A 24,863-nucleotide genomic window follows, 5' to 3' on the forward strand; every position below is an offset into this window, starting at 1 on the left:
TGTTCAGCGCGATGCCGTCAGAGAGTGAACATGGCTCGGAAGATAGCAGTGCAGAGGCGCAGTGGAGAGAGGGCGAGACGCTCGGAGTGTGAGGGGCTGCTCTCGTGCTCGTGGAAGCGCAGCCACAAACGACCGGTTGTACTGCGTGCCGCTGGGAGTCACCTACCCGCCGCATCCGCAGGCGGAGGATGGCGAAAGCGCTCACCCCCCGAGTGGTGCTGGCGTCCATGACCCAGGTGGTGAGCGATGCAGTTCTGGCGTGGGCCAGCACTAACGCGGGTCGGTCAGACCCGCGTAGCGTCGATGATGTCCGGCGTGGAGCCCCTCGGGCTTCCAGGGCGTGTCAACTTGTCTGTGTAAGCGGGGTGGTCACAGGTAGGGGTTGATCCGGTCGGGGTAGGCCGCGGCGAGCTGGGCGAGGGCCTGCTTCCAGTTCGTGACGGCCTGACCTTCGACGAGCCGGCCCTGGGCTTTGCGCTGGCCGGCGGGTTTGCCCCGGTCCCGAGCGCGTTCGGCGGCGCGTTTGTCTTCGATGTTGCAGATCGCCAGCCAGAGCAGCTTCACCGCCGCCTCGGTCGAGGGGAAGTGGCCGCGGTTCTTGGTCACCTTCCGTAGCTGGAAGTTCAGCGACTCGATGCTGTTGGTCGTGTAGATGACCTTGCGGAGCATGGGTGGGAACTGCAGGAACGGGATGAACCGCTCCCAGGAGTTCGCCCAGGTCGCGGCTGCAGACGGGTACTTCGTGCCGAGCTCGGAGGCCTCGAACTCGGCCAGCGCCTTCCTCGCGGTCTCTTCGTTGGGGGCGGTGTAGATCGGCTTCAGCGCGGCGGCGACCTTCTTGCGGTCCTGGTAGGCCACGAACCGCATCGCGGCCCGGATCAGGTGAACCACGCAGGTCTGGACCATCGAGTCCGGCCACGTCGCCTCGATCGCCTCCGGCAGGCCCTTGAGCCCGTCGCAGCACACGATCAGCACGTCCTGCACGCCCCGGTTGGCGAGATCGGCGCAGACGTGGGCCCAGAACGCCGAGCCCTCGGTGTCCTGGACCCAGATCCCCAGCACGTGCTTGATGCCCTCGAGGTCCACGCCGACGGCGATGTAGGCGGCACGGTTGAGGACCTGGCTGTTCTCTCGGATCTTGATCCGGATTGCGTCGAGATAGATCACCGGATAGAACTCCTCCAGCGGCCGCGACTGCCACGCCAGGACCTCTTCGCTCACGGCGTCGGTGATGTTGGAGATCGTCTCGTGCGACAGGTCCGTGCCGATCGTGGAGGCCAGGTGGTGCTGGATGTCCCGGATCGTCATTCCGCCGGCATAGAGGCTGATGATCATGTCATCCAGGCCCCCGAGGCGCCGCTGGCCCTTGGGCACCAGGCGCGGGGTGAACAACCCGCCCCGGTCTCGCGGGACGTCCAGCTCGATCGGCCCGACCTCGGACTCCACGGTCTTCGGGGTGGTCCCGTTGCGGGAGTTGGCGTGCTTCGGCGCCTCGCTCGAGCCCTTCTCGTAGCCCAGATGGCTGGTCAGCTCGGCCTGCAGGCCCCGCTCGAGCGCGGCCTTGACCAGCGCGGGCACGAACCCGCCGTCACCGGTGAGCTCGACGCCGCCCGCGTCGATCTGCGCGAATAGGGAATCAAGCTGCCCTGAGGCTTTCAGCTGCTCGACCAGGTCCTGGCCCGAGGGCTCGCCTGGGTTCTTCTCGTCGATCATGGTCATGATTCTTACCGTTCCTCTCGGTACGGCTTACACAGACCATCTGACACGCCCGGCTTCCACGCATCCGACATGATCGAGGGGAGTCCTCTCTTGTATATCCACAAGCAGAAGCTTCAGCACGTCTCCAGTCCTGAGAAGCCCGACGCGGTCTACGCCCGCAAGCTGCAGGAGGTGATCGGCGGGCAGTACGGTGAGATCACCGTGGCCATGCAGTACAGCTTCCAGGCCTGGAACGCCCACATTCCGGGCAAGTACCGGGACCTGCTCTTCAGCACGGCGGCCGAGGAGTTCGGTCACGTCGAGATGCTCGCCACCATGGTGGCCCAGCTGCTGGAGAAGGCCCCGGTGGGGATCACCACCGACGCCATCCAGGATGACCCGGCCGTGGCCGCCGTCATCGGGGGTACCGACCTGCAGCAGGCCATCGTGGCCGGTGCCGGTGCTCGCCCCGTGGACAGCATGGGGAATCCGTGGACGGCGGCCTACGTCACCGCCAGCGGCAACCTGTTGGCGGACATGACCGCCAACCTCAACGCCGAGATGCAGGGCCGCACCCAGGTGGCCCGGCTCTACCACATGACCGATGACCCGGGCATCCGGGAGCTGCTGTCCTTCCTTCTGGCCCGGGACACGATGCACCAGAACCAGTGGGCGGCGGCTGTGAAGGAGCTGCAGGAGGACGGCCTGGAGGAGATGCCGGTGCCGAGCAACTTCCCGCAGAAGAAGGAGGCCACGGAGCACTCGTACACGCACTACGAATTCTCTGACGGTCAGGCCACTGCGCAGGGTTCGTGGGCTGCAGGCCCCACCCCGGACGGCAAGGGCGAGTTCTCCTACTCGTCCGAGCCGCCGGCGGGGGTCCCCATGCCCCCGCCCACCCACCCGGACTCCCGTTTCTACGGGACCACGGAGGTGCCCAACCGCGTCGAGAAGCTGGCGGGCACGGTGCAGGACAAGCTGCACCGCGAGTGACCCGACCTTCCCGATGAGGGAGTGCACGGGCCCGTCTGCTCCAGCAGGCGGGCCCGTGTCGTCTGTCCCTGTACGGGTCCGCATCTACCTGGCAAGCGCCGTGGCGAGAATGTGCCTCGCCATTCTTGAGGGGATGCGGGCGCTTCGGACAGGGCTGCGTGGTCGCACGGAGTGTTCTTGACCCACGTCCACGCGGGTATACCCCTTTACACGCCCTGCCCTGTGGCTTCGTTCGCTTGGTGGCGGGGTTTTTGCAGCGCTCCGTGGCGGTCTTGTTGCCGCGATCACGCAGGACTGGCTGCAGGTAGGTGTCGCGGTCTGAACCGAGAGGGGTGCGCCCGGTCGGGGCCGTTTGGATCGCTGCCGCTACGTCAGAGTCCGAAGGCTCCGCCGCTGACGAGGATCACGATGCCGAGGCCGATGAGAACGATGGGGAAGAGGATGTTCTCCCAGCGTTCGAGCACTTCGGCGATCGGGGGGCGGGTGGCGACGAACTTTGCCAGGGCCACCAGGACCGCGACGAGCGCGAGGAAGACGATGCAGTAGGCGACTACTGCGAGAGGTTCCACGCTGAGGAAGACAGGGGTGTAGACGCCGATGTTGTCGCCGCCGTTGGCAAGGGTGACGCCTGCGACTGTCCACACGCCGACCTTCTTGCCGGCAACCTTGGCCTCGTCGTCATCGTCGTCATCGTCTCCGCGCCAGGCCTGCCATGCGGCCCAGAGGCCGAGGCCCAGAGGGATGAGGCCGAAGTACGGGATGGCTGCCGAGGGCAGGAATGCTCCGGCGCCGATGGTCACCAGGACCGCGGCACCGAGGATGCCGGCGAATCCGAGGTACTGGCCGGCCAGAATGCGGGCGGTAGTGCCGCGCTGGCCTGCCCCTCGCGCGAAGAAGAGGGAGAGCACGATGATGTCGTCGATGTTGGTCGCTGCGAACAGGCCCATCGCCTGCAAGACCGAGGTGAGGATCATGCGCCCTCCCCAGCTGCGTCGCATCCGGGAAGCGAGCAGGCGGGATCGATGCACGGGGCGTCTTCGTCCACTGCCAGGGTGGCATCGACCAGTGCCGTCAGCGCCTGCGCCAGGTGCGAATCGGCGATCTCATATCGTGTCCGACGACCCTCGGGCTCGGAGACGACGATCCCGCAATCGCGCAGGCATGCCAGGTGGTTGGACACGTTCGGGCGTGTCAGGTCCAGATCTCGGGCCAGTTCCGCCGGGTAAGCGGGATGGTCGAGCAGGGTCAAGATGATCCGGGATCGAGTGGGGTCGGCCAGTGCACGACCCAGGCGGTTCATCACGTCGAGACGCGAAGCAATAGTCATCATGGATTGAACTATACAGCGCGAACTGAACACTCGGTCACAGGCGTCAGCCCAGATCGCATGCCCGTAAGGGGATCCTTCACCGTACGTCGAGCGAGCTCAGTCCTCGTGTCATTTTCAGAAGTCGACTGCGCTCTCGGGCCCGTCCTCTCGGGGGTGGTGTCGTCGACTCCCGAGCCCTGGTCGTTCAGTAGTCCTGTGCACTAGCGTCGCATCTGCTCAGTAGTCCTGTTCTCTATGAGGAGGCGGGCGTGGACGGCGACCAGGATGAGATGGCTGGACCGGGCGTGCTTGCGGTGCCCGAGCGTGAGTGGGAGCAGGCCCGGTTGCGGGCCGGGGTGATCGGTCGCCTGGCCGAGCACGATCCAGTGGGACTGGCTGCCGTCGACGAAGCCGCGATGGAGCTGGGGATCTCCCGGCGCCGGGTGTACGTGCTGCTGGAGCGGTACCGGCGGGGCTCGGGCCTGGTCACTGATCTTGTCCCCCGGCGATCGGATGGTGGCAAGGGTGGGGGCCGGCTGACGGAGCCAGTGGAGCAGATCATCCGTGAGCTGGTGTGCCAGCGGTACTTGACCCGGCAGAAGCGCAGCATTGCCTCCCTGCATCGGGAGATCACGCGGGCCTGCGCCGTGCAGGGGCTGCCGGCTCCGGCACGGAACACGGTGGCCGCGCGGATCGCTCGGATGAATCCGGTCGAGGTGGGCCGGCGGCGCGAGGGGGCCGAGAGCGTCCGGCCGTTGCAATCGGCCGGGGACGAGGTTCCGGTAGTCGAGTCGATCCTGGACCAGGTGCAGATCGATCACACGGTCATGGATCTGATCGTGGTCGATGACCGTGACCGTCAGCCGATCGGACGGCCGTATCTGACGGTGGCCATCGACGTGTGCAGTCGGTGTCTGGTTGGAATGGTGGTGACCTTGGAGCCGCCCTCGGCGGTGTCGGTGGGGTTGTGCCTGGCCCATGCGGCCGGTGACAAGCGGCCCTGGCTGGAGCGGCTCGGAATCGACGCGGCCTGGCCGATGAGTGGCAAGCCGAAGGCCCTGTATGTGGACAATGCTCGGGAGTTCAAGAGCGAAGCGCTCACCCGCGGGTGCGACCAGCACGGTATCAGCCTCGACTACCGCCCGCTGGGCCGGCCGCATTACGGCGGGATCGTCGAGCGGGTCATCGGCACGGCCATGCGACAGATCCACGAGCTGCCGGGGACCACGTTTTCGAACCCAGTCGAGCGTGGAGCGTACGACGCCGAGAAGATGGCCGCACTGACGATTGCCGAGTTGGAGCGGTGGCTGGTGTTGGCTGTGGCGACCTACCACGACACGGTGCACTCCACGCTGGGCCAGACCCCGGCCGGACGGTGGGTCGAGTCGGTCGCAGCTACCAGTACCCCGATGACGACGGCCAACCCAACGGCGTTCTTAGTGGACTTTCTGCCCGTGTTCCGCCGCAAGCTCACGCGCACCGGGTTTGTTCTGGACCATGTCCACTATTTCGCCAATGCGCTCAAGCCGTGGATCGCACGCCGCGAGGCCCTGGAGCGGTTCCTCATCCGGCGGGATCCGCGCGATATCAGCCGCATCTGGGTGCTGGACCCCGAGGGCACCGCGTACATCGAGGTCCCGTATCGGGCGTTGTCGAACCCGGCGGTCAGCGTGTGGGAGCACCGGCAGGCTCTGGCCCGGCTGCGCGAGCGTGGGGCCACCGAAGTCGACGAGTCGGGCCTGTTCCGGATGATCGAGCAGATGCGCACCATCTCCGAGACCGCCCAGAAGACCACCAAGCGCACCCGCCGCGAGAGGCAACGCCGCACCCAGACCGGGACGACCACTACGAGGCCGACGCCCCCGGTGCCGGAACCACCGGTCGTACCAACGGACTTGGATGTGGTGGCCCGGTTCGGGGAGATCGAGCAATGGTGAATGCCAACGAGTACGAGCCGCTGGAGCTGTCCCACTTGCACCCGGCCGCGCAGCCGGTGGCGCGATTGCCGGCGGCCGAGCGGGTCCAGCGGATCCGCGCGGACCGCTGGATCGGCTACCCGAAGGCGGTCGAGGCCGTCGAGCGTCTGGAGACCATGCTCGGCTGGCCGGCGAAGCAGCGCATGCCCAACCTGCTACTGGTGGGCCCGACAAACAACGGCAAGTCGATGATCATCGAGCGCTTCCGCCGGCAGCACCCGCCCAGCTCCGAACCGGACCGGGAGCAGGTCCCGGTGGTGTGCGTGCAGATGCCCTCGGAACCATCGGGGCTTGACCCCGGTTCTTGGACACGCTGAATCCAGCACCTGCTGGGGAAGCGAGATGATCCAGGAATCATGGCCAGGAAGAACTACTCCGAGGAGTTCCGTCGTCAGGCCGTCGACTTGTACGAGTCCACCCCGGGCGCCACGGTCCGCGGCATCGCCGAGGATCTCGGCATCGTGCGCGGCACGCTGCGGCACTGGCTCGAGGTCTACGGGACCGGCAAGAAGACCGCCGCTGACGGGACATTGACCTCCAGCCCACTGCAGTCCAAGCCGTCGCCGACAAGCCCTACGGGTCCCGCCGGTGAGACGCCTGAGCAGAAGATCGCCCGGCTCGAGGCCCGGGTCAACGAGCTCGAGGTCGAGACGACGAAGCTGACCACCGAGCGGGAGATCCTCCAGCGGGCGGCCAAGTATTTCGCTGGGGAGACGGGCTGGTGAGTCGCTTCCAGTTCGTCGCCGACAACTCCGCCACCTTCGAGGTGAAGCGACTGTGTGAGCTCGTCGAGATCGAGCGCTCGTCCTACTACGCCTGGCTCAAGGCTGCCCCGGCCCGAGAAGCCAGGGCAGCTGACGACGCGGCGCTGGCAGAGCGGATCAGGGCTGTCCATGCCGAGGACAACACCCAGGGTGCGCCACGGATCACCGCCGAGCTCAACGACAGCGCGCCTGCCGGTGAGCGGGTAAACCACAAGCGCGTCGCCAGGGTGATGCGGCTGCAAGGAATCCGGGGCTATGTGAAGAAGCGGCGGGTGCGGACCACGATCCCCGAACCGTCTGGCCAGAAGTACCCCGACCTGCTCAAGCGCGACTTCACCGCCCCGGCGCCAGGGCTGCGCTACGTCGGCGACATCACCTATCTGCCGATCGCCGACGGCACGAACCTCTACCTGGCGACCGTGATCGACTGCTACAGCCGTCGGCTTGTCGGGTGGGCCATCGCTGACCACATGCGTACCGAGCTCGTCGAGGACGCGTTGAAGGCCGCCGCCGCAACCCGGGGCACCCTCAAGGGCAGCGTATTTCACAGCGACCACGGGTCGGTCTACTGCTCGAAGGACTACGCCAAGCTCTGTCGCAAGCTCGGCGTCACCCAGTCCATGGGCGCCGTCGGGTCCAGCGCGGACAACGCGTTGGCCGAGTCGTTCAACGCCACCATGAAGCGCGAGGTTCTCCAAGACGCCGCCTGCTGGAGCAACGAACTGGTCTGCCGCCGGCAGGTCTTCAGGTGGCTCGTCCGCTACAACACCAAGCGACGCCATTCGTGGTGCCGCTACGTCCCGCCGGTCCTCTACGAGACCGGCAACACCGCTACGCTGCCGACGGCTGCGTAATCACACCCCGTGTCCAAGATCCGGGGGTAGGGCCCCATCATCGAATGCGGCGCACCCGGCCGGCTGACACGACAGGTGTGGGACCGCACCGGCCACCCGGTCCGCGCCGGACAGGGCCCGTGGCGCCCCTACGAGGAACTCTCCGATCAGCGCCAACTCCAGTCCCTGGAAGCCGCCGCCACCGCGATACACCTGTTCGAAACCCGGGCCATGACCTGCCCCGGACGCGAAGCCGAGGTGTTCCTGCCCCAACCGGACATTTCCCGCGACCCCGGCAGCACCGAACAAACCACGGACCCCACCGCCATCCGTTGGCAGGAGATCAAAAAGAACTTTCAGGCCGTCGTCGAGGAAGCCCGGACCACCCCCGAGACCGCCCGCCAACTCTTCAACTTCTGCACGATGTACCGCCGCGACAACGACGAAGTGATCCAAGGCGTCCGGAGCAATTTCACCGAGCTCGGCATCCCTTCGGACTACCTGTCACCATAGCTGCGCCGTGACCGTCTGCGAGACGTAGAATAAATGACCGGTTACGTGACAATATTTCTCAACATCTCGCTCTGCGGGCCTCGTGTCACATAAACGATCGAATAAATGACAGGGGTGGTGGGCGGTGCTCGTGGGGTACATGCGGGTGTCTAAGGCTGACGGCTCCCAGGCCACCGACCTGCAACGCGACGCCCTGCTCGAAGCCGGCGTGGAACCGGAGGCTCTGTACGAGGACAAGGCCTCCGGCAAGAGCGATGACCGTCCCCATCTGGCCGCGTGCCTGAAAGCGCTGCGGGCCGGGGATACCCTGCTGGTGTGGAAGCTGGACCGACTCGGCCGGGACCTGCGCCACCTGGTCAACATCGTGCACGAGCTCACCGAGCGGGGCGTGGGCCTGAAGGTGCTCACCGGCCAGGGGGCGGCGATTGACACCACGACCGCCTCCGGCAAGCTGGTGTTCGGGATCTTCGCCGCCCTGGCCGAGTTCGAACGCGAGCTGATCTCCGAACGCACCAAGGCCGGCCTGGCCTCGGCCCGGGCCCGAGGCCGCAAGGGCGGCCGGCCCTACAAGATGACCCCGGCCAAGATCCGCCTGGCGATGGCCTCGATGGGGAACAAGGACACCAACGTCGGTGCCCTGTGTAAGGAACTGGGCATCACCCGCCAGACCCTCTACCGCCACGTCTCACCCACCGGGGAACTGCGCGAAGCCGGACAGAAGGTGCTGGCCCAACGCCGATGACCACCGCGGGCTGCGGAGCTGTGTGCCGCCGATGGTGACCCACCCGGGGGCGTGTCGTATGACGTGCCGTCGCGGGACGGACCACCGGACGGGTCATGCGGGATGTCCCTAGTGGCGTGCCACTGTTCATCCATGTCGGCTGCGGGTGTGTCCGGTGGGGGGTTCCTCCTGCGGACGCGTCTATTGCTCAACCAGCCCCACTGGGTCAGTGGTGGGTGGGGTGTTCGTGGTGGGCGTGGGCGGCGGGTTCGAGTTGGAAGGTGGAGTGGTCGATCGCCACGTCGAAGTGCTCGGCGACGCAGTGTTGGAGCTGGTCCAGGATCTGGGGGGCGTGCCCGTCGTGGAAGCAGTGGTCCTCGACGACGACGTGGGCGCTGAGCACGGGGACCCCGGTGGCGATCTGGGAGGCGTGCAGGTCGTGCACGGACACCACGTGCGGCACCGCTTCAAGGTGGTCCCGAACCTCGGCGAGGTCCAGGTCCCGGGGGGTGGATTCGAGCAGGATGTGCGCGGCCTCGGCCAGGATCTTCAGGGTGCGGGGCACAATCAACACGGCGATGAGCATCCCGGCCACGGCGTCGGCCTGCGCCCAGCCGGTGGTGGCGATGACCAGGGCGCTGGCGATCACGGCCACCGAGCCCAGCGCATCGTTGAGGACCTCCAGGAACGCGGCGCGCATGTTCAGGTTGGCCCCGCGGCCGGAGCCGAGGACGGCCAGCGAGGCGAGGTTACCGGCCAAGCCGAGGATCCCGAACAGCAGCAGAGGGCCGGAGGCTACCTCGGGCGGGGCGAACAGTCGCTGCAGGCCCTCGATGAAGGCGTAGAGACCCACGGCCAGCAGGATGGCGGCCTGGGCCAGGGCGGCCAACACCTCGGCGCGCAGGAACCCCCAGGTGCGCCGGGCCGTGGGCGGCCGGGCCATCAGGGTGGAGGCCAGCAGGGCCATCAGCAACCCGCCAGCGTCGGTGAGCATGTGCGCCGCGTCCACCAGTAGGGCCAGGCTGCCGGTGATCAGCGCCCCGGCCACCTCGGCCAGCAGCACCGCCGTGGTGATGGCGAAAGCGACCGCCAGCCGCCAGCGGTGCGCCGGCGAGGCGTGGTGGTGTGCACCCATTAACTGTGTCCTCCTTCTCCGGGACCGGGCTCAGGCCGCGGCGGGGCCGTCGGGGCCCGGGGTGCCGGAGTGTGGGCAGAGCTCGACCGCGTGCCCGGTGACCGTCAGCAGCCGCTCGGCGGCGGCCAGCACCTGAAGCAGCTCGGGCTCGGCGGCCAGGGCGTACAGCGAGGCCCGGCCCACCGGCCGGGAGGCCACCAACCCGCAGCCGGCCAGGCAGGCCAGGTGCGCACTGACCGTGGACTGGGCCAACCCGAGGTGCTCGGTCAGCTCGCGCACCTTGTGCTCCCCGGTGGCCAGGTGCCGCAGGATCGCCAACCGGGTGGGGTCGGAGAACCCGTGGAACAGCGCCGCCGCCGGGCCCAGGCCCGCCGCCGGGGACACCCCCGGCTCCTTAATCATCGTCATACGACGATGATAGCGCCTTCAGTCGATAATGGCGAGGTCGCGCCCCAGGACCGGTCAGAAGCCGGTGAAGGCGGGGAGGAACTGGACGAAGACCGAGCCGGCGACGGCGACGTAGGCGACGGCGATGAGGGTCCCGGCCCAGCCGGTGGCGAACCGGACCACCCCCGGCGGGGCGGGGATCACGCCGTGGGCGAGGTTGCGGGCGGTGAGCAGGAGGAACAGGGGGATCATGGCCGCCCAGACGATCATGCAGTACAAGCAGAGGATGTAGATCTCGTACAGGGCCTGGAACCACAGCCAGGCCACGAACCCTATCCCGAGGGTGACCCCGGCCTGCAGCCCGAGCCAGTACCCGCGGCCGGGCCGGGCCCCGGAGAGCACGACCATCGCGGTGGAGATCACCACGGCGAAGGCGACGATGCCGATCAGCGGGTTGGGGAAGCCGAACAGCTCGGACTGCCAGGTGCCCATGACCCGTCCGCAGGACACCCAGGGGTTGATGTCACAGCTGGTGGTGTGGCCGGGGTTCTCGTAGAGGGCGAGGCGTTCGAGGACCAGGGTCGCCGAGGCGATCCAGCCGACGGCGCCGGTGACGAGCAGCACCAGGCCGAAGGCCCGGCGCCCGGTGAACCACGCCGGGGCCGGCGCCGGGCCGGCTGCCGATACTGGGGAGGCGGCGCTCGGGGCGGTGGGCTCGGTGAGCCGGTCGGTCATGGGAAGTCCTTTGCTCTCGGTCCTCTGCTCTGGCCCGGGTGGCCGCGGATGGTCCGGGCGGTCAGTCCTGGGTGGCGGCCTCGACGGCGGCGGTGAACTCTTCCAGGCTGTTCACGGTGAGCGGCTCACCGTCGAGGTAGAAGGTCGGGGTCCCGGCCACGCCCAGGGCGGTGCCGTCGGCCACGTCCAGCTCGACCCGGTCCCGGGTGGCCGGGTCGGCCACCGCGGCATCGTAGGCGGCCATGTCCAGGCCCAACTCTTCGGCGTAGGCCCGGAAGACCGGGCTGCGGTCCTCCGTGGTGTGGCTCCACTCGGTCTGGGTCTCGAACATCTTCTGGTACATCGACTCGTAGGCGCCCTGCTGGGCAGCGGCCTCCACGGCGATGGCCGCGGTGACCGAGTTCGGGTGGCCCGGCAGCGGGAAGTACCGGTGCACGAAGGTCACGGTGTCCGCATACTCGGCGCGCAGGTCCTCCACGAAGGGGTAAGCCGCCGCGCAGGCCTCGCACTCGAAGTCCAGGAACTCCACCAGCACGGCCTTCTCATTGGGGGCCTGCGAGAGCACCCGGCTATTCTCCCGCACCAACTGACCGGCAGACCCAGTCGACTGCCCGGTGGACTGGGCGGTGGACTGGTTGGGGTCCTGCTGCTGGGCGGTGGCGGTCCCGCGGGCCACAAGGTAACCGATGAGGGCGGCGGCCACGACCAGGCCCAGCAGCACCCAGACCACGATCTTGGCCCGGCGCTGCCGGGACGGGGTGGGAGAAGACGGGGTGGAAGCGGTGGGGTCAGGGGAAGTCACGAGCGGTCCAATCCGTGAGGTGGGGGGCGTGTGCGGGCGGGGTTAGACGGGGGTGGTGAAGGTGCCGGCCAGGTTCTGCAGCTGGTAGATCCACAGGGTCCAGATCCCGGTGACCATCAGCACCCCGACGAGCACCAGCAGTACCCCGCCGATGATGTTGAAGGCGCGGATGTGGCGGCGGACGAAGCCCAGCGTTCGGGTGACCCAGTCCAGGCCCATCGCCACCAGCACGAAGGGGATGCCCAGGCCCAGACAGTAGAGGAAGCCCAGCAGGGCCCCGCGCCAGGGGTCCCCGGTGGTGGTGCTCAACGCCAGCACGGCGCTGAGGGTCGGGCCCATACACGGGGTCCAGCCCAGGCCGAAGACCACCCCGAGCAGCGGGGCCCCGGCGATCCCGGTCCTGGGCTGGAAGGACATCCGCCGGGTGTTCTGCAGGAACGGCAGCCAGCCGATGAGCACCAGGCCCATCAGGATCACGAACACCCCCAAGGCCCGGATCAGCGCGTCCTGCCACTGCAACAGCCACCCGCCGATCACCCCGAAGGCGGCCCCGTAGAGGGTGAACACCGCGGCGAAGCCCATAATGAACAGTCCCACCCCGGTCATCACCCGGCGCCGGTTGTCCGCCCGGCGCGGGTCGGCCAGCCCGGAGACATACCCCAGGTATCCGGGCACCAGCGGCAAGATGCACGGGGAGAGGAAGGACACCAGCCCGGCGACCACGGCCAGCGGCATCGCCACCAGCAGTGCCCCGGACTGGACCATCTCGGCGAAGAACCCACCCAGGCTCATGGCCGTCCTCCTCGGCCCCGGCAGCGGCGATGCGGGAAGGTGGGGCAGCAACGGGCAGTCACGGAGGGTCCTCACTGATTCAATCGATCGGGGTCGCCCGGCCCGGGCGAAACCCCGCAAGAGACTACAGTGCAGGCTGTATAGTTCACCACATGCTGACGATTGCGACACGGTTGGACGTGATGAACCGGCTGGGCCGGGCGATGGCCGACCCCACCCGATCCCGGATCCTGCTGTCCCTGCTGGAGGGCCCCGGGTATCCGGCCGAGCTGGCCCAGGCCCTGGGGCTGAGCCGGTCGAACGTGTCGAACCACCTGGCCTGCCTGCGGGACTGCGGGATCGTGGCCGTCGAGCACCAGGGCCGCCGCACCCGGTACGCGATCGTCGATGCGCACCTGGCCCGGGCGCTGAGCAGTCTGCTCGAGGTGACCCTCGCGGTGGATGCCTCCGCGCCCTGCCTGGACCCGGGCTGCCCGGTACCCCGGTGCTGCGACACGGCGGAGGTGGCCTCGTGAGCGCCGCCTGCGGCTGCGAGGCCCCGACCCCCACTCCCGGTGCACCCGAGGAGCACGAGGAGCACCGGCCGTGGTGGCGCGATGCAGCCATCCTGCTCCCGGCGCTCTCCGGGCTGGCGTTCCTCACCGGGCTGGTCCTGGAATGGTCCGGGGCCGGTCTCGTGGCCACGGTGGTGTTCTGGGTCGGGCTGGTGCTGGGCGCCTGGACCTTCGTGCCCGGGGCGCTGCGCGGATTGTTCACCCGGGGCCGGCTCGGGATCGGACTGCTGATGACGATCAGCGCCATCGGCGCGGTGATCCTGGGCTACATCGAGGAGGCCGCCGCCCTGGCGTTCCTGTACTCCATCGCCGAGGCCCTGGAAGACAAGGCCATGGACCGGGCCCGGGCGGGCCTGCGCGCCCTGCTGAAACTGGTGCCCGAGACCGCGACCATCCGGGCCGGCGGGGCCACGGTGGAGGTCGAGGCCAAGGACCTGCGACCCGGGCAGGTGCTCGTGGTCCGGCCCGGGGAACGGGTCGCCACCGACGGGATCGTGCGTACCGGGCGCAGTTCCCTGGACACCTCGGCGATCACCGGCGAGTCCATCCCGGTCGAGGTCGGCCCGGGAGACACCGTCTCGGCCGGGTCGATCAATACCGCCGGGGCCCTGGAGATTGACGCCACCGCCGCCGGCACCGACAACTCCCTGACCACCATCGTGCACCTGGTCGAACAGGCCCAGGCCGAGAAGGGGGACCGGGCCCGGCTGGCCGACCGGATCGCGAAGCCCCTGGTGCCCGGGGTGCTCATCCTGGCCGTGCTCGTCGCGGCCCTCGGGTCCCTGCTCGGGGACCCTGAACTGTGGATCACCCGCGCCCTGGTGGTGTTGGTGGCCGCCTCGCCCTGCGCGCTGGCCATCGCGGTGCCGGTCACCGTGGTCTCGGCGATCGGCGCGGCCAGCCGGTTCGGGGTGGTCATCAAATCCGGGGCCGCCTTCGAGCGCCTCGGCGGGATCCGCCACCTGGCGGTGGACAAGACCGGGACCCTGACCCGCAACCAGCCCACCGTCACCGCCGTGCTCGCCGCCCCCGGCATCACCGAGGACCAAGTGCTGGGCTGGGCCGCGGCACTGGAACAGCACAGCACCCACCCGTTGGCCGCGGCCATCACCGCCGCCACCCCGGACACGCCCGCGGCCGAGGGCGTCACCGAGACCGCCGGGCACGGGATCACCGGCCGCCTGGACGGGGCTACCGTCACCGTCGGCAGCCCCCGCTGGCTGGCCCCCGGCCCCCTGGCGGCCCAGGTCCAGGGGCTGGAGGACCAGGGCATGACCGTGGTCATCATCCACCGCGACGGGGCGGTCGCCGGGGCCATCGGGGTCCGTGACGAACTGCGCCCTGAGGTCCCCACCGTCGTGACCACCCTGACCGGCCAGGGCATCGACCTGACCATGCTCACCGGGGACAACGCCCGCACCGCCCGGGCGATCGCCGACCAGGCCGGCATCGACGACGTGCGCGCCGAGTTGCGCCCCGAGGACAAGGCCACCGCCGTCCACCAGTTGACCGGCACCCGGCCCACCGCGATGATCGGTGACGGCATCAACGACTCTCCCGCCCTGGCCGCCGCCGAGGTCGGCATCGCCATGGGCGCCACCGGCTCGGACGCAGCCATCGAATCCGCCGATGTCGCCTTCACCGGCCACGACCTGCGCCTGATCCCCCAAGCTCTGGCCCACGCCCGCCGCGGCCGGGCCATCATCAATCAGAACATCATTCTCTCGCTGCTGATCATCGCCGTGCTGCTGCCGCTGGCCATCACCGGCGTCCTCGGCCTGGCCGCCGTGGTCCTGGTCCACGAGGTCGCCGAGGTCATCGTCATCGGCAACGGCCTGCGCGCCGCCACCACCCGACGCACCGCCCTGGAACCCCTCACCGACCGGCAAGCCCAACCCGCCACCACGGGATGAGCTCCTACCGTGCCTGCGGGACAGAGACGCCCAGGCCCGGTGAGACCCGACCTGTCCGGTCCATCCGGTACCTGCCAGCGATTTCACAGGTCGCGCCGGGGTCAGCAGATCCACTGAGGCGCCGGGAAACGGGCGCATCGCGAAAGGACACGAATGAACCACCGGCGCAGGTACCCCCTGGTGCTCTTGACCATTGCGATCGGGGCCGGCGTAGTGGTCCTGGACCAGGTGACCAAGTGGTGGGCGGAGAACAGCCTGTCCACGGGCGAGCGAGTCCCGCTCCTGGGTGAGCTGCTCGGGCTCCAGCTGGCCTACAACCCCGGGGCGGCCTTCTCGTTCGGGGCCAACTCGACCTGGATCTTCACCATCATCTCGGCGGTGGCGGTCGCCGCGGCGATCTGGTTCACCCTCCGGGTCCGTACCGTGTCCTGGGCGATCGTGATCGGGTGTCTCGGCGGCGCGGTGACTTCCCACCTGGGTGACCGGCTCCTGCGCCCACCGTCATTCGGGCAAGGCCACGTGGTGGACTTCCTCGCCTACGGGAACTGGTTCATCGGCAACATCGCGGACATCTTCATTGTCGGCGGGGCGCTGGCCGCGGTCCTCCTGACCGCCACGGTGCCCGACCGGGGCACCGTCGACGTCGCGCGATAACCACTACTAGGACTCCCCTCCGCGGCCCGCTGCAGTCGGTCCCCCCTAGGGAGTCAACCTGCCGGCGCTGTACGAGACCACACGGTGATCTTGGCGGGGTGGGGCGGTGCGACAGGTGGGTGGCACGCCTCGACGCCGGTCGGCGATGGAGCAGAAGCCCCGGCCCTGGGAACGACAGACCATATCCGCGTCCCGACCCCGGTGCTCCTGACCCCTGTGGTCAAGGGGCCGATCGTGCACAGGCCGACGGCCGAGGGAGGGACTGACGCACGTACAGGTGACATACGATCTGTGGTGTTCCCACACCACAGGGAAGGATGTGCACCATGCCCGCCCCCTACCCCAAAGAGTTCCGCGATGATGTCGTCCGGGTCGCGCAGAACCGTGAGCCCGGCACCCATCTGAAAGACATCGCGAAGGACTTCGGCATCTCCGAGTCCTGCCTGACGAACTGGATTCGCCAGGCCGATATCGAAGCAGGCAACATCCCAGGCACCACCAAGGCCGAGGCCGAAGAACTCCGCGCAGCCCGCCGCAGGATCCGGCTCCTCGAGCAGGAGAACGAAGTCCTACGCCGCGCCGCGGCCTACCTCTCCCAGGCGAACCTGCCGAAAAAATGATGTACCCGCTCGTGTCCGAGCTCGCCGCCGACCAGATCCCGGTCGCGGTGTCCTTGCGGGTCCTCAAGCTCGCCCGCCAGCCCTACTACCGCTGGCGGGACCAGCCCGTCGCCGTTTCTGAGGTGGAGCAGGCCTACCGGGCCAACGCCCTGCACGCCGCTCACCTGAACGATCCGGAGTTCGGGTACCGGCTGCTGCGGGACGAGGCCGAGGCGGCCGGGGAGCGAATGGCCGCCCGTACTGCCTGGCGGCTCTGCCGCCAGAACGGGTGGCACTGCGGGTTCGGGGCCAAGCGTGGCAAGTACGGGACCCGCCCAGGCCCACCCGTGCACGACGACCACGTCCGCCGGGACTTCTCTGCCGAAGCTCCGAACCGGCTGTGGCTGACCGACATCACCGAGCACCCCACCAGTGAGGGCAAGCTCTACCTCTGCGCGATCAAGGATCTCTACGCCGGCAGGATCGTGGGGTACTCCATGGCCGGGCGTATGCAGGCCTCGTTGGCCGTGAACGCCCTCGAGCAGGCCGTGGCACGCCGCGGCGGCACCGATGCGGTGGCCGGGTGCATCGTGCACTCGGACCGCGGCTCGCAGTTCCGCTCGGCCCTATTCCAGGACGCCCTCACCACCCACGGGCTGATCGGGTCCATGGGTCAGGTCGGTGCTGCCGGGGACAACGCGGCTATGGAGTCCTTCTTCGCGTTGCTGCAGAAGAACGTGCTGGACCGACGCGACTGGGACACCCGGGACGAGCTGCGGGCCGGGATCATCACCTGGATCGAGCGGACCTACCACCGCCGCCGCCGGCAGGTGCGCCTGGGCCGATTGACGCCGGTCGAGTACGAGTTGATCATGGACCACACGCCCGCAGACGCGGCGTGAAGACGGCTGTCACCTACACGTGCACCAGTCCCCTATGACCCTTAGTCGATCGATGTTCAAAGGTCAAGACCTAAGTGACTCGTGGTCGTATGAAACATACTTGCGCGTTTGTGAAATCTTCGCTGCATCTCGACACATGGATCGAGCGTAGCGCCCGTGATCCCGTGCGCTGGTCAGGCGAGGGGCAGGAGGAGCCGATGTCAACCCTTCAGGGCCTGACCGGCGTATGAATCAAATTCGCGCGTTTCTGAAATCTTCGTTGCATCTCGACAACCGCTGCCTCGGTGTCGCCCCGGGAACGCACCCCGGCCGCCCACACCTCCGCCCCTGCAGTAGACTCCTGAACACTGTTCAACTCGTCGGGCACTCGCCATGCGCCCAGCGCCTCGGCTGAGCGCCCCATCGCACTCGCTTCCGCACCAGGAGTCCCTCCATGAGCACTTCCGTGCCCTCGTCCCATGACGGCCACGTCCGCCCCGCGGCCACCACGACGGCGGACCGCCCCGCCGACACCGGCCGCCGCCCCCGTCGCGGTTCCGCCGGCGGCAGCCTCGCGCGCATCGCCGTCATGACCGCGTTGATGGCCGTCCTCGGTCTGGTGCCGCCGATCGCCGTCGCCGGTGTGCCCGCCCCGATCGTGCTGCAGAACATCGCCGTGATCCTGGCCGGTGTGATCCTCGGCCCGTGGCGCGGGGCCGCCTCGATGGCGCTGTTCGCCGGCCTCGTGGCGCTCGGCCTGCCGCTGCTCAGCGGCGGCCGCGGCGGCCTGGGCGTGTTCGCCGGCCCGACGGCCGGCTTCATCCTCGGCTGGATCCCGTCCGCGCTGATCGTCGGCCTGATCTTCTGGGCCCTCACCTCCCGGGCCCGCCCCGGCCTCGGCGCCGGACGGGTCGCGCTCGGCGCGGCCGTCGCCGGGCTGATCGGCGGCGTCGTGATGGTCTACTTCTTCGGCGTGCTCGGCTTCGTCGGGATCGCCGGGATGGAGTTCGGCGCCGCCGTCCTCTCCATGGCCCCGTTCGTGCCCGGTGACCTGATCAAGCTCGTCGTGGCCGTCATCCTCATCGTCGGCCTGTGGAAGGCCTACCCCCGCGCCTTCCGATGAGCCCGGACCGTTCCGTCACCCTCACGGGCGTCCGCGTCGAGGCCGACGGCCCCGAGGGCGTCGTCGTGCTCCTCGACGGCGTGGACCTCACCCTCACGGCCCCGCGTGTGGCGGTGATCGGGGAGAACGGCTCCGGCAAGTCCACGCTGGCCCGCGCGATCGCCGGGCTGGCCGACGTCGTCGCCGGGGAGGTGACCGTGCACGGGGTGGACGCCGTCCGGGACGTGAAGGCGCTGCGCCGCACCGTCGGCTTCGTGTTCGCGAACCCGGCCGCGCAGATGGTCATGCCCACCGTCCGGGAGGACGTGGAGCTGACCGTGAAGTCGCTCAGGGGCGACGCCGGCCGCCGCCTGACCCAGGACGACGTCGCCGCGCGCGTGGCCGCGGCGCTTCAGGAGCACCGGCTCACCGCGCTCGCGGACCGGGCGTGCCTGTCCCTGTCCTCGGGGCAGGCGCAGCGGCTGGCCATGTGCTCGGTGATGACCGCCGGGCCGTCCCTGGTGATCGCCGACGAGCCGACCTCCCTGCTGGACGGCCGGCACCGGCGGATCGTGGCCGACCGGCTGCTGGCCGCAGACCCCTCCGCCCCGGACGGGTTCCAGCTGCTGCTGGTGACCCACGACCTCGAGCTGGCCCGTGCGTGCGACGAGGCCGTGTGGATCCACGGCGGCCGTGTGGAGCGGACCGGCCCGGCCGAGGACGTGGTCGAGGCGTACGAGCGCTTCCTGGACCACGCCGTGGCGGCGGAGCTGCGCTGATGCTCTCCCTGTACGTCCACGGCGACTCGCCCCTGCACCACGCCCGCGCCGGCCTCAAGACGGGCCTGTTCGCGGTGTGGGTGCTGGCCCTGACCCTGCTGCCGCTGTCCCTGTGGACGGCGGGCGCCGCCGTCGTGGGCGCCGTGACCGCGTATCTCGTGGGCTTCGGGCTGCGGCGCGGGACGGCGATGATCGCCTCCGACCTGCGCGCTCTGTGGCTGTTCTACGTGGTCCTGTTCGCGGCGCAGTGGATCTTCACCGACGCGTTCGCCGCCGGACTCACGGTGGCGCGCGTGCTCGGGCTCGTGCTCACCGCGCAGGTGTTGACGCGCACCACCCGGATCGCGGACATGACCGGGGTGGCCGAGGCGGTGCTGCGGCCGGTCGAGCGGATCCCGTGGGCGGGGCCGCGCCTGGCGCGGGCGGGGTTCCGCGCCGACCGCGTGGGCCTGGCGATGGGCCTGGTGCTCTCCTCGATCGGCCATCTGCGCGCCCTGGCCGAGCAGATCCGGCATGCGCAGGCCGCCCGCGGGGTGCGGATGGCGCCGTGGGCCTGGGCGCTGCCGCTGCTGGTGCTCAGCTTCAAGCACGCGGACGACGTCGGGGACGCCCTGGCCGCCCGCGGGATCGACTGAGCTGGGGTCGGCTGAACCGGGGTCGGCAGGCACCACAGGCACCACCGGCACCACCGGCGCCACCGGCCGGCTGTCAACGCGGTGTTGACACCTCCGGATGCCGGCCATAACCTCGGTCACATGGCTCGCACGCTCACCGCCACCGTCGTCTCCATCATCTTGATCCTCGTCACCCACGGCCTCACGTCCGACGCCGACCCGGGGCCGGCCCTGCTCACGGGCGCCATCATCGGCCTCGCCTACACCGTGGGTGCCTGGAGCGCTCCGCTGATGCAGGCCCGCGGCGGCGCCCTGGCTGGCTCGCTGTTCAGCCGCTGGCAGCCCGCCTGGGATGGCCCGAAGGCCATGCAGATCCTGGCCGGGGCCGCCGTCGCGGCCGTGCTGACCGTGCTCAACATCTTCGAGGGCGCCACGGCCGTGATCTTCGGCATCGCGGTGACCATCGGCGCCGGTGCCCTCCTTCCGGTGTCCGCCGGTGAGGCAGACTCGGAGGATGCCCCGCGATCCCTGTGAGGAACTGACCGCCGCGCTGGCCGCCCAGGCGGCGGCCGAGCGGCGGCTGCATCACGCCGTCCACCGTGCCCGTGAGTCCGGGTGGACCTGGGAGGAGATCGCCCAGACCCTCGGGGTGAGCCGTCAGGCCGCGCACCGTCGTTTCCAGACCGCCGCGGACCCGGGTGCGGCACCCACCGCCGGTGCGGCACCACAGGGCGGCTGGCCGGAGGCGGCGCGCCGGAGCGCCGACCGTGCCGTCCGCGCCTGGTTCACCGGGGACCTCACCGCGATGCACGCCCTGATGACCAGTACGGCCCGCGCCGCCCTGCCGCAGACCGTGCTGCGGCAGACCATGCAGGAGATCCAGGACCTCGCCGGTCCGTGCACGCCCCCGGCGGATCTGACCGTGCACGAGCTGGACGGCGTCCCGTTGCCCACAGACCCGCACGCCGCCGGGAGTCGGCGCGCGGTGGTGGTGCGGGGTGTGGCGGAGGCCGAGCGGGCGGACCCGGTCGTGCACGTCCTGCTCGGCCCGCGCGGGCGCGTCTCCGGGGTGAGCATCCGACTCGGTGAGTCCCTGGAGGTCTGGCCGCTCTGACGTCCCGGGGACGCTCGGCCGCGTCCTCCGGCTCGGCCCCGGCCCCCGCCACCGGCCCTCCCGCGTTGGGGGCGGAACTCGGCGGTATTCCGGGCGGGGATCCCCGAGTTCCGCCCCCGGACCGCGTCGGGTGGCGGGCCGGCGAGAGGGGGTTGTCCAGGGGCAGACGGTCGCGGTCGTAGGTGATCTCGGTGAAGCCGTGGGGCACGGGCTTGCCGTCCTCGCCCAGGGACACGAACACGATCTTGTCGATGGTCAGGATCATCTCGCCGGTCACGATGTTCCGCACCTTCGCCCGCATGGTCAGGGACGTGCGCCCGAACTCGGTGGCGCGCAGGCCCATCTCGATCATGTCGCCCTGCTTCGCCGAGGCCAGGAAGTTGATCTCCGAGATCAGCTTCGTCACGCACCGCGGGTTGCCCAGCTGCAGGGTCGCGTAGATGGCCGCCTCCTCGTCGACCCAGCGCAGCAGCGAGCCGCCGAAGAGGGTGTTGTTCGCGTTGAGGTCCTCCGGCTTGACCCACTTGCGGGTGCGGAAGTTGACGTCGTCGTGGGCGGCGCGGTCTGCCGAACGGGTGAAGAGCGTGGAGTCCATGGCTCCACGGTAGAGCGACGGCGACGCCGGCACGAGGGAGGGCGCCCGATGCGCAGACGTGCTCGACCGGGCCGTAGGGTCGCCGGAAGGGATTCACAACGGAGCACACAGGAGGGACCCGACCGATGACCATCCGCCCCCACCCCGACCCCGCCGCACCCGACGCCACCTGGCGCGATGTGCCGGTGGTCGGCTTCACGGTCGCCGCCGGCATCGCCGTCCTGTTCTGCCTGGTCTGGCTGCGCCGGGACGGGCTCACCACCGACTACACGTGGGGGCTGCTGCTGGCCCCGGTGCTCATGGGCGTGGCCGGGGTGGCGGTGATGGTCCTCTGGGAGCGGCTCCTCGTCCGCGTCCCGCGGCTGGCCGCCACGCTGGTGGCCGGCGGCGCCCTCCTGGCCTTCGTGCTGGTGCTCGCCTGGTGGCTCGTGGAGGTGAACGCGCAGACGCACCTGTTCACCGGGAGCACGTTCTGGCTGCTCGCCGTCGCCCCGGTCTGCGCGAGCCTCGCCTGGCTCGCGCACCGGCTGCTCCCGCCAGCCGCCGGCCCGTGGGGGAGCCCCCCGCCGCCCTCGACGACGACGCCTGGGCCCGCCGCCTCGCCGGCGGGCCTGGGCGGTCACCGTGCTCGTGCTGCTCATCCTGGCCACCCGTCTCCCGGGCGTGGTGGCCGGGGAGCGGCTCAGCGCGTGGGACGTCGCGTACCTGCTGGTCGCCGTCGTCGTGCTGGTGTGGACGTGGCTCGACTACCGGGCCGCCGTGCGTCGCGCCCGCCGCTGAGGGGTCTCAGGCCCCCGCGGCGGCCAGCACCCTCGCCACGTGCCGGCGGTGCACCTGGTGGATGACCTCGATCAGTCCGCACCCGAGCGCGGCGACCACCAGCGCGGCCACGAGCACGTCCGTGGGCGGGACCTCCATCCGGTGGTACCAGCGGGAGGCCGGCACCAGCACGACGGCGGCCAGCACCGCGTACATCGCCAGGATGAGGACCACCACGCGCGCGCTCAGCGGCCGGGACATCACGCTGAGCACCCACAGGCCCAGCAGGGTCAGGGTGATCATGAACGCGGCCTGCTGGCGGGCCAGGTCGACGTCGCCGGCGGTGAGGCGCACGTACGTCTGCAAGGCCACCATGGACAGCAGGATCACCGCGCCGGAGGGGATCGCGAACCGCAGCGCCCGCCCCAGGAAGCCGGGCACATAGCGGCGCGGGTTCGGCAGCAGGGCGAGGAAGAACGTGGGCGCGCCGATCATGATGAAGTCCACGGTGGAGGCCTGCCGCGGCAGCAGCGGGAACTGCCACGCGAACAGGGAGAACACCACGCCGAACAGCAGCGCGTACGTCGTCTTCGTCAGGTAGATGTGGGCGAGCCGCTCCATGTTCGCGATCACCTGGCGGCCCTCGCCGAGCACGCGCGGCAGGCGGTCGAAGCGCCCGTCCAGCAGCACCATCCGGGACACCGCCTTGGTGGCCGGGGCCGCGTTGCCCATGGCGATGCCCAGGTCCGCGGTCTTCAGGGCCAGGGCGTCGTTCACGCCGTCGCCGGTCATGGCCACCACGTGCCCGCGCGACTGCAGCGCCTGCACCATCGCCTTCTTCTGGTCCGGGCTGACGCGGCCGAACACGTCGTGCTCGGTCATCACGGCGGCGAGCTCCCCGGGATCGTCCGGCAGGGTGCGCCCGTCGTAGGCCTGGCCCGCCACCTCGAGGCCCACCTCGCGGGCCACGGCGGCCACGGTGCGCGGGCTGTCCCCGGAGATCACCACGGTCCGCACGCCCTGGGCGTGGAAGTAGTCGAGGGTCTCGGCGGCGTCCGGGCGCACGTTCTCGCGGAACGTCACGACGGCGACCGGGACGCCTCCGGCGGGCAGCGCATCCCCGATCAGGGGCTCGTCCGTGCGGGCCAGCAGCAGCACGCGGCGGCCGGCGTCCGCGTCGGCGTGGACCTGGGCGCGGACGGCCTCGGCGGCCTCGGGGCCGAGGTGCCACTCGTCCACGAGAGCCTCGGGCGCGCCGAGCAGCCACGTGCCGGCCGCAGCCCCGGCCTCGGGGCCGAACGCGACCGCCGACCACCGGCGTGCGGAGGAGAACGCCACCTGGGCCGCGGGGTCCACGGGCGGGACGGCCGTGAAGGGCTCGCGCAGGGCCGCCGCGGTGGGGTTCACGTCCGGGTCCGCGCCGAACCAGGCGAGCACGGCCCGAGCCCCGTCGCCGACCTCGGCCGGGGCGCCGTCGTCGTGGGCGTCCGGGGACGCGTCCGCCGAGGCGGGCGCGGCGAGCCGGTCGAACCGGACGCCGCCCTCGGTGAGGGTGCCGGTCTTGTCCAGGCAGACGGTGTCCACGCGGGCCAGGACCTCCACGGCGGGCTGCTCCTGGATGAGGACCTCCTGCTGGGCCAGCTTGAGCGCGGACACGGCGAACGCGATGGTCGTCATGAGCGCCAGGCCCTGCGGGATCATGCTGGTCACCGCCGCCACGGACGCGATCAGCGCGGGCTCCAGGGCGGCCTCGCGCGGCTGGGAGAGGGCGAGGGACCAGCCGCCGACCGCCGTCATCTGGCCGTGCACGATCACCGCGATGATCGGCACCAGGGCGATCGTCAGCCAGCGGGCCACCGTCTCCAGGGCGCCGCGCAGCTCCGAGCGGATGGCGGAGTAGCGGCGGGCCTCGGCGCTGAGCCGGGCCGCGTGCGAGGCCGAGCCCACCGCCGTCGCGCGCACCAGGCCCGCGCCGGCCACGACGGCCGAGCCCGAGAGCACGGCGTCCCCGGGGGTCTTGGGCACGGGGTCGTTCTCGCCGGTGAGCAGCGCCTCGTCCATGTCCAGGCCGTCCGAGACGAGGACCTCGCCGTCCACGGGCACCTGGTCGCCGCGGCGCAGCACCACGACGTCGTCCCGCACGATCTGCGCCATCGGCAGGGGCACGCGCGCCCCGTCCCGGATGACGACGACGTCGTCCTGGTGCAGCAGCGCGATCCGGTCCAGCTTCCGCTTGGCCGAGTACTCCTGGACCACGCCGATCACCACGTTGGCCACGGCCGCCAACGAGAACAGCAGGTCCAGCCAGCGGCCCATCAGGATCACGACGACGGCGCACAGCGCGATCGCCAGGTTGAACAGCGTGAACACGTGCACGCGCAGGATCTGCCCCAGCGAGCGGGACGTGTCCCGCGACTGGACGTTGACCAGGCCCGCGGCCTCCCGCTCGGCGACCTCGGCGGCGGTGAGCCCGGTGATCCCCTCCACCCCGGTGAACCCCAGGCCCGTCCCGCTCTCGGGGGCGGACGGGTGCGCGGACGCAGGGGAGGGGGAGGCCATGGCACAGAATCTACCCAGCCGGCGCGGGGCCGGGCATCCGACGAGGGGATGAACCCGGGTGCGACCGCAGGCGGGACTGCGG

General features: G+C 70.1%; 24 protein-coding genes and 2 pseudogenes. 16 read left to right on the top strand and 10 right to left on the bottom strand.

The window, feature by feature from the left end; translation table 11 throughout:
- Positions 1 to 369: 369 nt before the first annotated feature.
- Positions 370 to 1,713 (bottom strand): IS256-like element ISMlu11 family transposase, encoded by a 1,344-nt coding sequence (locus SOY78_RS02170; RefSeq protein WP_324701753.1) that lies wholly within the window; start codon positions 1,711 to 1,713, stop codon positions 370 to 372.
- Positions 1,714 to 1,809: 96 nt separating this feature from the next.
- Between SOY78_RS02170 and SOY78_RS02175 the strand changes: the two genes are divergently transcribed.
- The gene (locus SOY78_RS02175; protein WP_113914441.1) at positions 1,810 to 2,691 is read left to right on the top strand and encodes a manganese catalase family protein; all 882 of its coding nucleotides are present in this window, start codon (positions 1,810 to 1,812) and stop codon (positions 2,689 to 2,691) included.
- A gap of 371 nt (positions 2,692 to 3,062) precedes the next feature.
- Here SOY78_RS02175 and SOY78_RS02180 read toward each other — a convergent pair whose 3' ends face one another.
- Together SOY78_RS02180 and cmtR (SOY78_RS02185) are read right to left on the bottom strand one after the other, a co-directional pair.
- Positions 3,063 to 3,665 (bottom strand): cadmium resistance transporter, encoded by a 603-nt coding sequence (locus SOY78_RS02180; RefSeq protein WP_002854802.1) that lies wholly within the window; start codon positions 3,663 to 3,665, stop codon positions 3,063 to 3,065.
- Positions 3,662 to 4,021, bottom strand: a complete 360-nt coding sequence (gene cmtR / locus SOY78_RS02185) for a Cd(II)/Pb(II)-sensing metalloregulatory transcriptional regulator CmtR (RefSeq protein WP_017488126.1) — start codon at positions 4,019 to 4,021, stop codon at positions 3,662 to 3,664. Before cmtR (SOY78_RS02185) ends, SOY78_RS02180 begins: the two co-directional genes overlap by 4 nt.
- A gap of 248 nt (positions 4,022 to 4,269) precedes the next feature.
- Between cmtR (SOY78_RS02185) and SOY78_RS02190 the strand changes: the two genes are divergently transcribed.
- The 5 genes and pseudogenes from SOY78_RS02190 (at position 4,270) to SOY78_RS02210 (ending at position 8,828) form a co-directional block, all read left to right on the top strand.
- A complete protein-coding gene (locus SOY78_RS02190) occupies positions 4,270 to 5,937 on the top strand; it encodes a Mu transposase C-terminal domain-containing protein (protein WP_102708790.1) in 1,668 nt (555 codons plus the stop codon).
- Positions 5,931 to 6,263, top strand: a pseudogene (locus tag SOY78_RS02195) (TniB family NTP-binding protein); the annotation flags it as partial. The gene SOY78_RS02190 and the pseudogene SOY78_RS02195, both read left to right, overlap by 7 nt.
- A gap of 69 nt (positions 6,264 to 6,332) precedes the next feature.
- A protein-coding gene (locus SOY78_RS02200; RefSeq protein ID WP_094449642.1) for an IS3 family transposase occupies positions 6,333 to 7,594 on the top strand; the annotation gives its coding sequence in 2 pieces (ribosomal slippage) (positions 6,333 to 6,684 and positions 6,684 to 7,594; 1,263 coding nt in all).
- Between the two features lie 75 nt (positions 7,595 to 7,669).
- A complete protein-coding gene (locus tag SOY78_RS02205; protein WP_113914460.1) occupies positions 7,670 to 8,086 on the top strand; it encodes a hypothetical protein in 417 nt (138 codons plus the stop codon).
- Positions 8,087 to 8,210: 124 nt separating this feature from the next.
- Positions 8,211 to 8,828, top strand: coding sequence for a recombinase family protein (locus SOY78_RS02210; protein ID WP_036313821.1), 618 nt, complete (start codon positions 8,211 to 8,213; stop codon positions 8,826 to 8,828).
- Between the two features lie 205 nt (positions 8,829 to 9,033).
- Here SOY78_RS02210 and SOY78_RS02215 read toward each other — a convergent pair whose 3' ends face one another.
- From SOY78_RS02215 to SOY78_RS02235, 5 genes are all read right to left on the bottom strand, one after another.
- On the bottom strand, positions 9,034 to 9,942 hold the full coding sequence (locus SOY78_RS02215; RefSeq protein ID WP_036313825.1) for a cation diffusion facilitator family transporter: 909 nt from the start codon (positions 9,940 to 9,942) through the stop codon (positions 9,034 to 9,036).
- A 30-nt stretch (positions 9,943 to 9,972) separates the two neighbouring features.
- The gene (locus tag SOY78_RS02220) at positions 9,973 to 10,350 is read right to left on the bottom strand and encodes an ArsR/SmtB family transcription factor (RefSeq protein WP_036313828.1); all 378 of its coding nucleotides are present in this window, start codon (positions 10,348 to 10,350) and stop codon (positions 9,973 to 9,975) included.
- A 54-nt stretch (positions 10,351 to 10,404) separates the two neighbouring features.
- A complete protein-coding gene (locus tag SOY78_RS02225; protein WP_036313831.1) occupies positions 10,405 to 11,064 on the bottom strand; it encodes a vitamin K epoxide reductase family protein in 660 nt (219 codons plus the stop codon).
- A 61-nt stretch (positions 11,065 to 11,125) separates the two neighbouring features.
- Positions 11,126 to 11,866 (bottom strand): DsbA family protein, encoded by a 741-nt coding sequence (locus SOY78_RS02230; RefSeq protein ID WP_036313834.1) that lies wholly within the window; start codon positions 11,864 to 11,866, stop codon positions 11,126 to 11,128.
- A 42-nt stretch (positions 11,867 to 11,908) separates the two neighbouring features.
- Entirely contained in the window at positions 11,909 to 12,658 is a 750-nt protein-coding gene (locus SOY78_RS02235; RefSeq protein ID WP_036313837.1) for a cytochrome c biogenesis CcdA family protein, read from the bottom strand.
- Between the two features lie 152 nt (positions 12,659 to 12,810).
- Between SOY78_RS02235 and cmtR (SOY78_RS02240) the strand changes: the two genes are divergently transcribed.
- The 9 genes from cmtR (SOY78_RS02240) (at position 12,811) to SOY78_RS02280 (ending at position 20,868) form a co-directional block, all read left to right on the top strand.
- Entirely contained in the window at positions 12,811 to 13,173 is a 363-nt protein-coding gene (gene cmtR / locus SOY78_RS02240) for a Cd(II)/Pb(II)-sensing metalloregulatory transcriptional regulator CmtR (RefSeq protein WP_036313923.1), read from the top strand.
- Positions 13,170 to 15,125 (top strand): heavy metal translocating P-type ATPase, encoded by a 1,956-nt coding sequence (locus SOY78_RS02245; protein ID WP_170721174.1) that lies wholly within the window; start codon positions 13,170 to 13,172, stop codon positions 15,123 to 15,125. The genes cmtR (SOY78_RS02240) and SOY78_RS02245 overlap by 4 nt, the downstream gene beginning before the upstream one ends.
- Before the next feature lie 180 nt (positions 15,126 to 15,305).
- Positions 15,306 to 15,779 carry a signal peptidase II gene (locus SOY78_RS02250; protein ID WP_230297579.1) on the top strand — a complete coding sequence of 158 codons (474 nt, stop codon included), beginning with the start codon at positions 15,306 to 15,308 and terminating at the stop codon, positions 15,777 to 15,779.
- Between the two features lie 326 nt (positions 15,780 to 16,105).
- Positions 16,106 to 17,280, top strand: a protein-coding gene (locus SOY78_RS02255; protein ID WP_102708792.1) for an IS3 family transposase whose coding sequence is annotated in 2 segments (ribosomal slippage) — positions 16,106 to 16,390 and positions 16,393 to 17,280 — 1,173 coding nt in all. Because the reading frame shifts where the segments join, the coding sequence is not laid out codon by codon here.
- Between the two features lie 433 nt (positions 17,281 to 17,713).
- Complete coding sequence (locus SOY78_RS02260) at positions 17,714 to 18,382, top strand: biotin transporter BioY (RefSeq protein WP_036381852.1); 669 nt, start codon at positions 17,714 to 17,716, stop codon at positions 18,380 to 18,382.
- Entirely contained in the window at positions 18,379 to 19,140 is a 762-nt protein-coding gene (locus SOY78_RS02265; protein ID WP_098094186.1) for an energy-coupling factor ABC transporter ATP-binding protein, read from the top strand. The genes SOY78_RS02260 and SOY78_RS02265 overlap by 4 nt, the downstream gene beginning before the upstream one ends.
- The gene (locus SOY78_RS02270; protein WP_141843386.1) at positions 19,140 to 19,775 is read left to right on the top strand and encodes an energy-coupling factor transporter transmembrane component T family protein; all 636 of its coding nucleotides are present in this window, start codon (positions 19,140 to 19,142) and stop codon (positions 19,773 to 19,775) included. The genes SOY78_RS02265 and SOY78_RS02270 overlap by 1 nt, the downstream gene beginning before the upstream one ends.
- 120 nt (positions 19,776 to 19,895) lie before the next feature.
- Positions 19,896 to 20,288, top strand: a complete 393-nt coding sequence (locus SOY78_RS02275; protein WP_141843388.1) for a hypothetical protein — start codon at positions 19,896 to 19,898, stop codon at positions 20,286 to 20,288.
- Positions 20,269 to 20,868: a helix-turn-helix transcriptional regulator gene (locus tag SOY78_RS02280; protein WP_010080065.1), complete on the top strand. Its 600-nt coding sequence runs from the start codon at positions 20,269 to 20,271 to the stop codon at positions 20,866 to 20,868. Before SOY78_RS02275 ends, SOY78_RS02280 begins: the two co-directional genes overlap by 20 nt.
- Before the next feature lie 160 nt (positions 20,869 to 21,028).
- Here SOY78_RS02280 and SOY78_RS02285 read toward each other — a convergent pair.
- Positions 21,029 to 21,463, bottom strand: a pseudogene (locus tag SOY78_RS02285) (acyl-CoA thioesterase); the annotation flags it as partial.
- 624 nt (positions 21,464 to 22,087) lie between these two features.
- Here SOY78_RS02285 and SOY78_RS02290 point away from each other — a divergent pair.
- Positions 22,088 to 22,243, top strand: a complete 156-nt coding sequence (locus SOY78_RS02290; RefSeq protein WP_181743488.1) for a hypothetical protein — start codon at positions 22,088 to 22,090, stop codon at positions 22,241 to 22,243.
- A gap of 6 nt (positions 22,244 to 22,249) precedes the next feature.
- Here the strand turns inward: SOY78_RS02290 and SOY78_RS02295 are convergent, their stop codons facing one another.
- The gene (locus tag SOY78_RS02295; RefSeq protein ID WP_324701708.1) at positions 22,250 to 24,781 is read right to left on the bottom strand and encodes an HAD-IC family P-type ATPase; all 2,532 of its coding nucleotides are present in this window, start codon (positions 24,779 to 24,781) and stop codon (positions 22,250 to 22,252) included.
- Between the last annotated feature and the right edge of the window lie 82 nt (positions 24,782 to 24,863).

It is taken from the genome of Micrococcus sp. HOU01 (genome assembly GCF_035609305.1).
GTDB lineage: Bacteria > Actinomycetota > Actinomycetes > Actinomycetales > Micrococcaceae > Micrococcus > Micrococcus luteus.

Excerpts from the sequence above, each read along its gene's own strand:
- SOY78_RS02170 (WP_324701753.1), bottom strand. The coding sequence starts at position 1,713 with ATGATCGACGAGAAGAACCCAGGCGAGCCCTCGGGCCAGGACCTGGTC.
- SOY78_RS02180 (WP_002854802.1), bottom strand. The coding sequence starts at position 3,665 with ATGATCCTCACCTCGGTCTTGCAGGCGATGGGCCTGTTCGCAGCGACC.
- cmtR (WP_017488126.1), bottom strand. The coding sequence starts at position 4,021 with ATGATGACTATTGCTTCGCGTCTCGACGTGATGAACCGCCTGGGTCGT.
- SOY78_RS02215 (WP_036313825.1), bottom strand. The coding sequence starts at position 9,942 with ATGGGTGCACACCACCACGCCTCGCCGGCGCACCGCTGGCGGCTGGCG.
- SOY78_RS02220 (WP_036313828.1), bottom strand. The coding sequence starts at position 10,350 with ATGACGATGATTAAGGAGCCGGGGGTGTCCCCGGCGGCGGGCCTGGGC.
- SOY78_RS02225 (WP_036313831.1), bottom strand. The coding sequence starts at position 11,064 with ATGACCGACCGGCTCACCGAGCCCACCGCCCCGAGCGCCGCCTCCCCA.
- SOY78_RS02235 (WP_036313837.1), bottom strand. The coding sequence starts at position 12,658 with ATGAGCCTGGGTGGGTTCTTCGCCGAGATGGTCCAGTCCGGGGCACTG.
- cmtR (WP_036313923.1), top strand. The coding sequence starts at position 12,811 with ATGCTGACGATTGCGACACGGTTGGACGTGATGAACCGGCTGGGCCGG.
- SOY78_RS02260 (WP_036381852.1), top strand. The coding sequence starts at position 17,714 with ATGAGCACTTCCGTGCCCTCGTCCCATGACGGCCACGTCCGCCCCGCG.
- SOY78_RS02265 (WP_098094186.1), top strand. The coding sequence starts at position 18,379 with ATGAGCCCGGACCGTTCCGTCACCCTCACGGGCGTCCGCGTCGAGGCC.
- SOY78_RS02270 (WP_141843386.1), top strand. The coding sequence starts at position 19,140 with ATGCTCTCCCTGTACGTCCACGGCGACTCGCCCCTGCACCACGCCCGC.
- SOY78_RS02275 (WP_141843388.1), top strand. The coding sequence starts at position 19,896 with ATGGCTCGCACGCTCACCGCCACCGTCGTCTCCATCATCTTGATCCTC.
- SOY78_RS02280 (WP_010080065.1), top strand. The coding sequence starts at position 20,269 with ATGCCCCGCGATCCCTGTGAGGAACTGACCGCCGCGCTGGCCGCCCAG.
- SOY78_RS02295 (WP_324701708.1), bottom strand. The coding sequence starts at position 24,781 with ATGGCCTCCCCCTCCCCTGCGTCCGCGCACCCGTCCGCCCCCGAGAGC.